Here is a 12,424-nt window from a genome sequence, read left to right on the forward strand (position 1 = left end):
TTTATGAGTTAGTTAGAGAGGGAGGGAATACCCCCTCTTTACTCAACGATCAAACTTCTCCGAAGTTCAAAGCATCGGACAGAGCCTGTTCAACTTCTGAAGCAGATACCTTGACAGGCGTTTCGAACTCAACTTCTTCACGACCTTTACGACGCTCAGCATGGTAAGTCAGACCTGTACCTGCAGGAATCAGACGGCCTACAACTACGTTCTCCTTCAGGCCACGCAGGTAATCGCGCTTACCGTGAACGGCTGCCTCAGTCAGAACACGGGTGGTCTCCTGGAAGGAAGCCGCCGAAATGAAGGACTCAGTCGCCAGAGACGCTTTCGTGATACCCAGCAGGACACGGTCAAACTTAGCCGGGAAGCCGTTTTCACGAGCAACACGGTCATTCTCTTCCAGCAAACGGTTGTACTCAAGCTGGTCACCACGGATAAAGCTTGAATCACCGGTATCGGTAATTTCTACCTTACGCAACATCTGACGCAGGATGGTCTCAATGTGCTTATCGTTAATCTTTACACCCTGCAGACGGTATACGTCCTGGATTTCGTTAACGATATAGCGAGCCAGTTCACTGACACCCAGAAGACGCAGTACGTCATGAGGGTTAGTAGGACCGTCAGAGATAACTTCACCCTGAGTGACCTGTTCACCTTCAAACACGTTGAGGTGACGCCACTTCGGAATCAGCTCTTCATAGGGATCAGTACCGTCAGTCGGAGTGATGACCAGACGCTTCTTACCCTTGGTCTCCTTACCAAAGCCGATGGTTCCGGAAATTTCCGCCAGAATCGAGTGTTCTTTTGGCTTACGGGCTTCAAAGAGGTCGGCAACTCGCGGCAGACCACCGGTGATGTCCCGGTTACCGGAAGATTGCTGAGGAATACGGGCAAGAACCGCACCCACTTCCACAGTGGCACCATCCACCAGGTTCACCAACGCGTTAGCTGGCAGGAAGTACTGGGCAGGAACATCAGTACCTGGCAGCTTCAGCTCGTTACCATTCGCGTCTTTCAGCTGCATGGCAGGACGAATATCCTTACCGGCAGATGGACGATCCTTCGGATCCATGATCTCAATATTGGACAGACCAGTCAGTTCATCCGTCTGAGTCTTAACGGTAATGTTTTCATCCATACCCTGGAATTCAACAATACCGGCAGTTTCAGTGATGATCGGGTGTGTGTGTGGATCCCACTTGGCTACGGTCTGACCCGCTTCAATCTGATCACCGTCTTTCACCGAAATCATGGCACCGTAAGGCAGCTTGTAACGCTCACGCTCACGGCCAAACTCATCAGCAACCGCCAGTTGACCGGAACGGCTGACAGCCACCAGAGTGCCATCTTTACGCTCAACAGACTTCAGGTTTAACAGACGAACAGAACCCTTGTTCTTAACGGTAACACTGTCTGCTGCTGCGTTTCTGGATGCCGCACCACCGATGTGGAAGGTACGCATCGTCAACTGTGTTCCAGGTTCACCAATGGACTGGGCAGCGATTACACCGACAGCCTCACCCTTGTTAACCAGGTGTCCACGACCCAGATCTCGGCCATAACACTTGGAACAGATACCGTGACGAGTCTCACAGCTGATTGGCGAGCGCACACGCATCTCGTCAACGTTCATGGTTTCGAGACGCTTCACCCACATTTCATCGATGAGGGTTCCGGCCGGTACGGCGATTTCGCTGTCGCTGCCTGGCTTGAGTACATCTTCAGCTACCACACGACCCAGAATACGCTCACCCAATGGTTCTACTACGTCACCACCTTCAATGTGCGGTGTCATCAGCAGACCATCGCTGGTGCCACAGTCGTCTTCCGTTACTACCAGATCCTGGGCAACGTCTACCAGACGACGAGTCAGGTAACCGGAGTTCGCTGTTTTCAGAGCGGTATCCGCAAGACCCTTACGAGCACCGTGAGTAGAAATGAAGTACTGGAGTACGTTCAGACCTTCACGGAAGTTCGCTGTAATTGGCGTTTCAATGATGGAACCGTCTGGCTTGGCCATCAGACCACGCATACCCGCCAGCTGACGAATCTGTGCTGCACTACCCCGCGCACCGGAGTCCGCCATCATGTAAACGCTGTTAAAGGATTCCTGCTCTTCTTCCTTACCCTGCTTGTTAATAACAGTGTCGGATTTCAGGTTATCCATCATCCGCTTGGCCAACATTTCGTTAGCACGGGACCAGATATCGATTACCTTGTTGTACTTCTCACCAGCCGTTACCAGACCGGAAGCAAACTGATTCTCGATTTCTTTAACTTCTTCGTTGGCGTCATCGATGATGCGGGCCTTCTCAGGAGGGATAACGAAGTCGTTAACACCAATGGAAGTACCGGAAATCGTTGCATACTGGAAGCCCAGATACATCATCTGGTCAGCAAAGATAACGGTTTCTTTCAGACCAACATTACGGTAGCAGGCATTCAACAGACCGGAGATTGCCTTCTTCTTCATCGCCTGGTTAACCAGCGAGAAAGGCAGGCCTTCTGGCACGATATCCCACAGGATCATTCGACCTACAGTGGTATCGGCCAGGAACTTGTTGTCGTGCTCCTTACCTTCTCCGTCTCTGTACTTCTCATGCACGCGCACTTTAATACGGGCATGCAGGTCAACAGCCTTGGTACGGTAGGCACGCATAACTTCGTCGATATCAACGAAAGCCATGCCCTCACCCTTCGCATTGATGCGATCACGGGTGATGTAGTACAGACCCAGTACAACGTCCTGAGAAGGAACAATGATTGGCTCGCCGTTCGCTGGTGCCAGGATGTTGTTGGTCGACATCATCAGGGCACGAGCCTCCAGCTGCGCTTCCAGAGTCAGAGGTACGTGTACCGCCATCTGGTCACCGTCAAAGTCGGCGTTGTAAGCCGCACACACCAATGGGTGCAACTGAATCGCTTTACCTTCGATCAAAACCGGTTCAAACGCCTGAATACCCAGACGGTGCAGAGTCGGCGCACGGTTCAGCATGACCGGATGTTCACGGATAACGTCCGCCAGAACGTCCCAAACCTCTGGGGTTTCACGCTCAACCATTTTCTTGGCAGCTTTGATCGTGGTTGCCAGACCTTTGGCTTCCAACTTGCCGAAAATAAATGGCTTGAACAGCTCCAGAGCCATTTTCTTAGGCAGACCACACTGATGCAGACGCAGAGTAGGACCTACGGTAATAACCGAACGACCAGAGTAGTCTACACGCTTACCCAGCAGGTTCTGACGGAATCGACCCTGTTTACCCTTGATCATGTCAGCCAGGGATTTCAGAGGACGCTTGTTGGAACCGGTGATGGCACGACCACGACGACCGTTATCCAGCAGTGCATCAACAGACTCCTGCAGCATCCGCTTTTCGTTACGGACGATGATGTCAGGCGCGTTCAGATCCAGCAGACGCTTCAGACGGTTGTTACGGTTGATCACTCGACGATACAGATCGTTCAGGTCAGACGTCGCAAAACGACCACCGTCCAGTGGCACCAGCGGACGCAGATCAGGTGGCAGAACTGGCAGAACAGTCAGGATCATCCACTCAGGGTTGTTGCCTGAGTTATGGAAAGCTTCCAGCAGCTTCAGACGCTTGCTCAGCTTCTTCAGCTTGGTTTCAGAGTTGGTCTGTGGAATCTCTTCACGCAGCGTATTGACTTCGTCTTCGATGTCGATATCCGCCAGCAGACCTTTGATGGCCTCTGCACCCATACGGGCATCAAAGTCATCACCAAACTCTTCCAGAGCTTCGTAGTATTGTTCATCAGACAGCAGCTGGTTTTTCTCCAGCGTCGTCATGCCTGGATCAACAACAACGTAAGATTCGAAATAGAGCACCCGCTCAATATCACGCAGGGTCATGTCAAGCAACAGACCAATACGGGATGGCAGGGACTTCAGGAACCAGATGTGAGCAACCGGGCTGGCCAGCTCAATGTGACCCATGCGCTCACGACGCACTTTAGCCAGAGCAACCTCAACGCCACACTTCTCACAGATAACACCACGGTGCTTCAGTCGCTTGTACTTACCACACAGGCACTCGTAGTCCTTCACTGGTCCAAAAATTTTGGCACAGAACAGACCATCACGCTCAGGCTTGAACGTACGGTAGTTAATAGTTTCCGGCTTTTTTACTTCGCCGTAAGACCATGACCGGATCATATCCGGTGAAGCCAGAGAAATCCGAATAGCGTCGAATTCGTCCGTCTGGCCCTGTGTCTTGAGCAGATTCAACAAGTCTTTCAAGATCGTATCTCCTCGCGGTGCAAGGCGCCCTATTCTCGTCTAAAAAAGTCTACCTACAAGAATAAGAGCACCCTGGCCACACGTTCGTTATTCGGTTTCCAGTTCGATGTCGATGCCCAGTGAGCGGATTTCCTTCAACAATACATTGAAGGACTCCGGCATACCGGCTTCCATTCTGTGGTCGCCATCCACGATGTTTTTGTACATCTTGGTACGGCCAGCGACGTCATCGGACTTCACAGTCAGCATTTCCTGCAGAGTGTAGGCAGCACCGTATGCTTCCAGTGCCCATACCTCCATCTCCCCGAAACGCTGACCACCGAATTGTGCCTTACCACCCAGAGGCTGCTGGGTAACCAGAGAGTAAGAACCAGTAGAACGTGCGTGCATCTTGTCGTCTACCAGGTGGTTCAGCTTAAGCATGTACATGTAGCCAACTGTGACCGGACGCTCAAAGAACTCGCCAGTACGACCGTCAAACAGTTTAACCTGACCACTGTCATCCATGTCCGCCAGACGAAGCAGGCGCTTGATTTCAGTTTCCTTGGCGCCATCAAACACGGCAGTTGCCATCGGCACACCGCCACGCAGATTTCGAGCCAGCTCAAGTACTTCTGTATCGCTGAACGACTCAATCTGCACAGGGCTGGAGCCCGGAATACCGTTGTACACCTCATCCAGGAACTTGCGCAACTCGGCCATGCTCCGCTGGGCTTCCAGCATCCGATTGACCTTCACGCCCAACCCTTTAGCTGCAGCACCCAGGTGAGTTTCCAGCACCTGACCAACGTTCATTCGAGACGGTACACCCAGAGGGTTCAGTACGATATCAACCGGGTTACCTTCTTCATCATGCGGCATGTCTTCTACCGGCATGATAATAGAGATAACACCTTTGTTACCGTGACGGCCCGCCATCTTGTCACCAGGCTGGATACGACGCTTGATGGCCAAGTAAACCTTAACGATCTTCAGCACACCAGGCGCCATGTCGTCGCCAGTCTGAAGCTTTTTCTTCTTGTCTTCGAAACGCTCATCCAGCTGTGCACGACGTTCTTTAAGCTGCTCTCTGGACAGGTCAAGCATCTCATTGAGCGCTTCATCTGCCATGGACAGTTTGAACCACTGCTCATGTTCCAGGCCATCCAGATAGCTGTCGCTAACCAGATCACCCTTACCCATTGCTGGAGCACGGACAACAGGTTGGTTACGCAGAGCCCCACGCAGACGGGCAAACGTATCATTCTCTACCACACGGAACTCTTCGTTCAGATCCTTGCGGTATTCATCCAGCTGCGCCTTTTCAATAGAAAGTGCACGTGAGTCCTTCTCTACGCCATCACGGGTAAAGACCTGAACGTCAATAACGGTGCCTTTCACACTGGTCGGTACACGCAGAGACGTATCTTTAACGTCAGACGCCTTCTCACCAAAGATGGCACGCAGCAGTTTTTCTTCAGGAGTCAGCTGGGTTTCACCTTTCGGGGTAACCTTACCCACCAGAATGTCACCAGCGCCGACTTCAGCACCCACATAAACGATACCGGCTTCATCCAGCTTGTTAAGAGCTGACTCACCTACGTTTGGAATATCGCCGGTGATCTCTTCTGAGCCCAGCTTGGTGTCACGAGCCACACAGGTGAGTTCCTGAATGTGGATAGTGGTAAAGCGGTCTTCCTGAACGACACGTTCAGAAATGAGGATGGAGTCCTCAAAGTTGTAACCGTTCCAAGGCATGAACGCGACACGCATATTCTGGCCCAGTGCCAGCTCACCCATATCAACAGAAGGACCGTCCGCCATGATGTCGCCACGAGCGATCTGATCCCCTGCCTTCACCAGTGAACGCTGATTAATACAGGTATTCTGGTTAGAACGTGTGTATTTGGTCAGATTGTAGATATCTACACCAGCTTCACCCGGCTGAACTTCATCATCATTAACCCGGACAACAATACGAGCAGCATCAACGGTATCAATAACACCGCCACGCCTTGCAACCACACAAACACCGGAGTCAGAAGCCACATTGCGCTCCATACCAGTACCGACCAGGGGCTTTTCAGCTCTCAGAGTCGGTACGGCCTGACGCTGCATGTTTGATCCCATCAAGGCACGGTTAGCGTCATCGTGCTCAAGGAATGGAATCAAAGAGGCTGCCACCGATACCATCTGCTTGGTAGACACGTCCATATACTGGACTTTATCTGGCCCCATCAGTGTCGCTTCACCACGGTAGCGCACAACAACCAGCTCTTCAGTCAGCTGCTTGCTTTCATCCATTGCTGCGGATGCCTGAGCGATAACATACTCACCTTCCTCAATTGCAGAAAGGTAATCCACTTCGTCAGTTACCCGACCATCAACTACACGACGGTATGGCGCTTCAAGGAAACCATAATCGTTAGTACGAGCGTAGGTTGCCAGAGAGTTGATCAGACCGATGTTTGGACCTTCAGGCGTCTCGATTGGACATACACGACCGTAATGGGTTGAGTGTACGTCGCGAACCTCAAAGCCGGCACGTTCACGAGTCAGACCGCCTGGGCCCAACGCAGATACACGACGCTTATGGGTAATTTCAGACAGCGGGTTGTTTTGGTCCATAAACTGTGACAGCTGACTGGAGCCAAAAAACTCCTTGATGGCAGCTGCAACCGGCTTGGCATTGATCAAGTCCTGAGGCATCAGGCCTTCAGACTCAGCCAGACTCAGACGTTCTTTAACTGCACGCTCAACACGCACCAGACCAACACGGAACTGGTTTTCAGCCATTTCACCAACAGAACGTACGCGACGGTTACCCAGGTGGTCGATATCGTCACAGATACCCTTACCATTTCGGATGTCAACAAGGATTCTCAGCACATCAATGATGTCGGAGTTATCCAGAACACCGGATCCGGTATCCTCATCACGACCCAGACGACGGTTGAACTTCATACGACCTACCGCTGACAGGTCATAACGCTCAGTTGAGAAGAACAGGTTCTGGAACAGCGCCTCTGCTGCATCCTGCGTTGGTGGTTCACCAGGACGCATCATACGGTAAATTTCAACAAGCGCTTCCAGACGATTCGTTGTCGTATCTGCACGCAGTGTGTCAGAAATAAACGGACCACAATCAAGCTCATTGATATAAAGCGTTTCTACTGATTTGATACCTGCTGACAACAGTTTCTCATAAACTTCAGGTGTAACTTCAGTGTTGCACTCAACAATGATTTCACCGGTAGATTTATGAATAACGGTTTTGGCAAGAACACGACCGTAGATGTATTCAATTGGCGCATCAAGGCTCTTAATGCTGGATTTTTGCAGATCGCGGATATGACGTGCAGTTACACGACGCCCTTGTTCTACAATGACATTGCCATCATTATCGTAGATATCAAAACTAGCTGCCTCACCTCTCAGGCGATCAGCAACGAACTCAGTACTGACATTTTCAGAACCGATTTTGAACTCAACAAAGTCAAAGAAATTTTCAAGAATTTCTTCATTGGAAAGCCCAATAGCTCTCAGAAGGATAGTTGCTGGCAATTTACGACGACGGTCGATACGAACAAAAAGCAGATCTTTTGGATCAAACTCAAAGTCCAGCCAGGAGCCACGGTAAGGAATTACACGGGCAGAGTAGAGCAGTTTACCGGAAGAGTGAGTCTTACCCCGGTCATTATCAAAGAACACGCCCGGAGAGCGGTGCAGCTGAGATACGATAACTCGTTCTGTACCATTAATAACAAAGGTACCGTTATCGGTCATGAGCGGAATTTCGCCCATGTACACTTCCTGCTCCTTGATATCCTTGATTGCCTTGTTTGACGATTCTTTATCGTAGATAATCAGACGCACCTTAACACGCAGAGGTACTGCGTAAGTGACGCCTCGCAGCTGGCATTCCTTGACATCAAACGCAGGAGCGCCCAGTCTGTAGCTAACATATTCAAGTGCCGCATTGCCGGAATAGCTTACTATAGGGAAAACGGATTTAAAGGCTGCGTGAAGCCCAATATCTTCCCTTGCTGCCGGCTCTTTATCTGACTGCAACAGCTTGTGATACGAGTCAAGCTGAATCGCCAGCAGATACGGCACATTCATGACACTCGGCAGCTTGCCGAAGTCCTTGCGGATGCGTTTTTTCTCAGTATACGAGTATGCCATCAGCGTTCCCCAGCTTGGTTACCTGTTTTCTGGCCTCAGGCGGCATCGCCTGGCCATAGTAGGTTAGTTCGAGAGCGGGTGGCTCCCTGTCAAAACCAATAAATTTTCGACTATTCGACTACTAGAGTCGTTGTAGATACTCTCAATGTCGTTTTAGACACTGTAACCGTTGTATGAGCTTTAGCGCCTGGGCAGAAAGCTATCTGATACTACTGTTCAGATTTACTACCCTGCTTTCACGGCAATACCGCTCACATCACACAAAGCAATGAAAGCGGTATTATTTAGGCTGCCCAACACTTATCAAGCAACATTATGTATTTCAGCTCGGATCAAATCGGTTAGATTCTGAATTCTTTACAGCAATCTGCTATCATCTCACAGCTTAATGCGAAGCGGAACCAATCTACCAAAAAAGTTCAAGTAACGAACCGCTCAACACCACCACACAACGTTTGAAAAGCGCAACGCCTGAAGCACAGAGCCACGGAAAAACCATCCAGCTTTTCAGCAACCTCATCAAGCACACATCCCTTCTGCACCGGAAATATCCCACGACACAACCATGCAATACCACTCCCGCCCAGAAAGACTGAAGAAGTAGATACGCCATGACGAGGAAGAGATCTTATGTGCAAATAGAATCACTCAGACGATATAGCTCATACAACGGAAAAAGGCCGGCACCCTCGCAGGCACCAGCCACCTGAATCTATTATGCAACAGACTCGGGATTATGCAATGCTTTTATAGAAATTACTTGATTTCTACTTTAGCACCAGCTTCTTCCAGCTGCTTCTTCAGTTCTTCAGCTTCTTCCTTGGAAGCGCCTTCCTTCAGAGGAGCTGGAGCGCCGTCTACAACAGCCTTAGCTTCTTTCAGACCCAGACCAGTAGCAGCACGTACTACCTTGATAACGTTAACTTTCTTGTCACCAGCTTCAGCCAGGATTACGTCGAACTCAGTTTGCTCTTCTGCAACAGCGGCAGCAGCAGCAACTGGAGCAGCAGCAACAGCAGCAGCAGCAGAAACGCCGAACTTCTCTTCCATAGCGGAAACCAGTTCAACAACGTCCATTACAGACATTTCAGCAATAGCGTTCAGGATATCTTCTTTGGACAGAGCCATCTCTATATCTCCAAAAATTTTCTTTGGGGTAACTATTTACAAGAAAACCCCAGAATTTGTTTAAGCAAAAAAGCCAGACAGTTAACTCAATCAGAATTAAGCGGCTTTCTTTTTCTCGTCGGCAACAGCTGCCACAGCACGGGTAACTTTTGATGGGAACTCGTTCAGAGTTCTTGCCAGCTTGGTTACCGGTGCGATCATTACACTCATCAGCATTGCGCGAGCCTGATCCAGAGTTGGCAGTTTGGCCAGAACATCAATTTGTTCTGCACCCAGCAACTGCCCAGAAACAGACAGAGCCTTAATTTCCAACTCTTTATTCTCTTTGGCAAATTCCTGCATCACGCGCGCGGCGGAGCCTGGATCTTCCATTGAGAAAGCAAGCACAGTAGGGCCTACCAGCACTTCCTGCAGACACTGAAGTTCAGTGCCTTCAACCGCGCGCTTAGCCAGTGTGTTACGAACTACCTTCAGGTAGACGCCACCATCACGAGCCTGCTTACGCAGAGCGGTCATTTGACCAACAGAAAGACCACGGTAGTCCGCGATTACAGCCGACAGAGCGCTTTGTGCAGCCTCGCTGACTTCGGCAACAATTGCCTTCTTGTCTTCGAGTCCTAACGCCATGGGCTTTACTCCAAATTTATGAAGTCACATCCAACCATTTATCACGATAAACAATCAGACACTTACAATACGGTGAAGGGTCTATGCACCACTATTGAGTCGTAGCATTTTCACCGTCTACACAGGAAATTAAGCCTTTTGCCTTTTACCCACCACCAAGTAGTGAACCCTGCAAGCAGGAACGGCATCCAACACCTGTGATCTTTGACGACCCCTGCCTGAGCAGGGACCCCAAAGTCTTTTGCGGCCAGTAAGTAACCAGCCAGAAGCCTGAGAAGTCTCAGACCTCATTAATTCTTAAGCAGTCAGGGAAGACATGTCGATGGTCAGACCTGGCCCCATAGTGGAGGACAGAGACACCTTCTTCATGTAAACACCTTTACTGGAAGAAGGCTTCAGCTTCTTCAGATCAACCAGCAGAGCTTCAACGTTCTGCTTGAGCGCAGCGGCTTCAAAGTCAATCTTACCAACACCAGCATGAATGATACCGTTCTTATCAGTACGGAAACGTACCTGACCAGCCTTAGCATTGCGAACCGCTTCAGCAACGTTAGGTGTTACAGTACCAACTTTAGGGTTAGGCATCAGACCACGCGGTCCAAGAATCTGACCCAGCTGACCAACAACACGCATCGCATCAGGAGAAGCGATAACTACGTCGAAGTCCATCTCACCAGCTTTAACACGCTCAGCCAGATCTTCCATACCAACAATTTCTGCACCCGCTTCTTTAGCGGCTTCAGCGTTGGCACCCTGAGTGAACACAGCCACACGAACGTCTTTACCAGTTCCATTAGGCAGAACAGTAGAGCCACGAACAACCTGGTCAGATTTACGAGGATCAACACCCAGATTCACAGAAACTTCGATAGTTTCCTTGAACTTTACACTGGAGATCTCTCTCAGCAGAGTAGCCGCTTCTTCAAAGCCATAAGACTTAGTAGAGTCGATTTTTTCAGCGATCAGTTTCGCACGCTTAGACAGCTTAGCCATTACTCAACACCCTCCACGATCAGACCCATGGAACGAGCTGAACCAGCAATGGTACGCACTGCTGCATCTTCGTCAGCAGCAGTCAGATCAGGTTCTTTGATCTTGGCAACTTCAAGCAACTGCTCGCGAGTCACAGTACCTACTTTCTCGGTATTTGGACGACCAGAACCCTTCTTCAGCTTCAGAGTCTTCATCAGCAGAACAGAGGCAGGTGGAGTCTTAGTCTCGAAAGTGAAACTGCGATCACTGTATACAGTAATAACAACAGGAATCGGCATACCAGCATCCATTTTCTGGGTGCTAGCGTTAAACGCCTTACAGAATTCCATGATATTTACACCGTGCTGACCCAGAGCAGGACCAACAGGTGGGGATGGATTTGCCTGTCCAGCAGGCACTTGAAGCTTAATATAAGCTTGTACTTTCTTGGCCATTTTCAACCTCTACATGGGTCACTGCCTTATTCAACACCCCACCTCAAAACCAAAGACCTTAAGGAAAGAAGCATTCAAATTTACGGCTACCCGTCTACAAAGCGCGGTAGTTTACAGAAATCATTCCGAAATCACCAGCGCAAAAACACTTAAGATAACTGCAAATCACACAATCACCTCAAAGCGTCCATCCAACCCTACAAAATGGCTCAGAAAAACAAAGCCCCGCCAGTCAATAAAGACAAAACGGGGCTATTCGAAAGCCGGCTTACACTAAAGCTTAAACTTTCTCAACCTGACCAAACTCAAGCTCTACCGGCGTTGAGCGACCAAAAATCATTACTGCAACTTGCAGGCGACTCTTCTCGTAATTGACACCTTCCACCACACCATTAAAGTCGGCAAAAGGACCATCAACAACACGAACCATCTCACCAGGCTCGAACAGAGTCTTAGGCCTTGGAGCCTCAGCACCTTCATGCACACGACGAAGAATAGCATCCGCTTCTTTTTCAGTGATAGGCGCAGGCTTATCTGCCGTACCACCAATAAAACCCATCACCCGCGGCGTATCTTTAATAAGATGCCACGAGTCTTCATTCATCTCCATCTGGACCAATACATAGCCCGGAAAGAATTTTCTCTCACTTTTACGCTTCTGGCCGTTCTTAATCTCTACCACTTCCTCGGTAGGCACCAGAATTTCGCCGAAGTACTCTTCCATACCAAGACGCTTGATACGCTCATTCAAGGAGCGCAACACCTGCTTCTCGTATCCAGAGTAGGCATGAACCACATACCAACGTTTCGCCATGTC

At 49.9% G+C, this 12,424-nt stretch carries 8 protein-coding genes; all 8 read right to left on the minus strand.

The genetic code is table 11. The features are described 5' to 3' along the window. Positions 1-49: 49 nt before the first annotated feature. The 8 genes from rpoC to nusG all read right to left on the minus strand — a co-directional run bounded on the left by rpoC (position 50) and on the right by nusG (position 12,421). Positions 50-4,261, minus strand: coding sequence for a DNA-directed RNA polymerase subunit beta' (gene rpoC, locus GV64_RS22135; protein ID WP_020581773.1), 4,212 nt, complete (start codon positions 4,259-4,261; stop codon positions 50-52). A gap of 87 nt (positions 4,262-4,348) precedes the next feature. Continuing rightward, a complete protein-coding gene (gene rpoB, locus GV64_RS22140; protein WP_020581774.1) occupies positions 4,349-8,425 on the minus strand; it encodes a DNA-directed RNA polymerase subunit beta in 4,077 nt (1,358 codons plus the stop codon). Between the two features lie 419 nt (positions 8,426-8,844). Beyond that, positions 8,845-9,063, minus strand: coding sequence for a hypothetical protein (locus GV64_RS24930; protein WP_152554158.1), 219 nt, complete (start codon positions 9,061-9,063; stop codon positions 8,845-8,847). A gap of 118 nt (positions 9,064-9,181) precedes the next feature. Then, positions 9,182-9,553 (minus strand): 50S ribosomal protein L7/L12, encoded by a 372-nt coding sequence (gene rplL, locus GV64_RS22145; protein WP_020581775.1) that lies wholly within the window; start codon positions 9,551-9,553, stop codon positions 9,182-9,184. Positions 9,554-9,649: 96 nt separating this feature from the next. Next, a complete protein-coding gene (gene rplJ / locus GV64_RS22150; protein ID WP_020581776.1) occupies positions 9,650-10,180 on the minus strand; it encodes a 50S ribosomal protein L10 in 531 nt (176 codons plus the stop codon). 297 nt (positions 10,181-10,477) lie between these two features. Further along, the gene (rplA, locus tag GV64_RS22155) at positions 10,478-11,173 is read right to left on the minus strand and encodes a 50S ribosomal protein L1 (RefSeq protein ID WP_020581777.1); all 696 of its coding nucleotides are present in this window, start codon (positions 11,171-11,173) and stop codon (positions 10,478-10,480) included. Further along, positions 11,173-11,607 carry a 50S ribosomal protein L11 gene (gene rplK / locus GV64_RS22160; protein WP_020581778.1) on the minus strand — a complete coding sequence of 145 codons (435 nt, stop codon included), beginning with the start codon at positions 11,605-11,607 and terminating at the stop codon, positions 11,173-11,175. The genes rplA and rplK overlap by 1 nt, the downstream gene beginning before the upstream one ends. Positions 11,608-11,887: 280 nt before the next feature. Continuing rightward, a complete protein-coding gene (nusG, locus tag GV64_RS22165; RefSeq protein ID WP_020581779.1) occupies positions 11,888-12,421 on the minus strand; it encodes a transcription termination/antitermination protein NusG in 534 nt (177 codons plus the stop codon). Positions 12,422-12,424: the final 3 nt, after the last annotated feature.

The sequence above is a fragment of the Endozoicomonas elysicola genome (assembly GCF_000710775.1).
GTDB lineage: Bacteria > Pseudomonadota > Gammaproteobacteria > Pseudomonadales > Endozoicomonadaceae > Endozoicomonas > Endozoicomonas elysicola.

What these genes read in the sequence shown, in the direction of transcription:
- rpoB (WP_020581774.1), bottom strand. Translation starts at nt 8,425, where the DNA reads ATGGCATACTCGTATACTGAGAAAAAACGCATCCGCAAGGACTTCGGC.
- rplL (WP_020581775.1), bottom strand. Translation starts at nt 9,553, where the DNA reads ATGGCTCTGTCCAAAGAAGATATCCTGAACGCTATTGCTGAAATGTCT.
- rplJ (WP_020581776.1), bottom strand. Translation starts at nt 10,180, where the DNA reads ATGGCGTTAGGACTCGAAGACAAGAAGGCAATTGTTGCCGAAGTCAGC.
- rplA (WP_020581777.1), bottom strand. Translation starts at nt 11,173, where the DNA reads ATGGCTAAGCTGTCTAAGCGTGCGAAACTGATCGCTGAAAAAATCGAC.
- rplK (WP_020581778.1), bottom strand. Translation starts at nt 11,607, where the DNA reads ATGGCCAAGAAAGTACAAGCTTATATTAAGCTTCAAGTGCCTGCTGGA.
- nusG (WP_020581779.1), bottom strand. Translation starts at nt 12,421, where the DNA reads ATGGCGAAACGTTGGTATGTGGTTCATGCCTACTCTGGATACGAGAAG.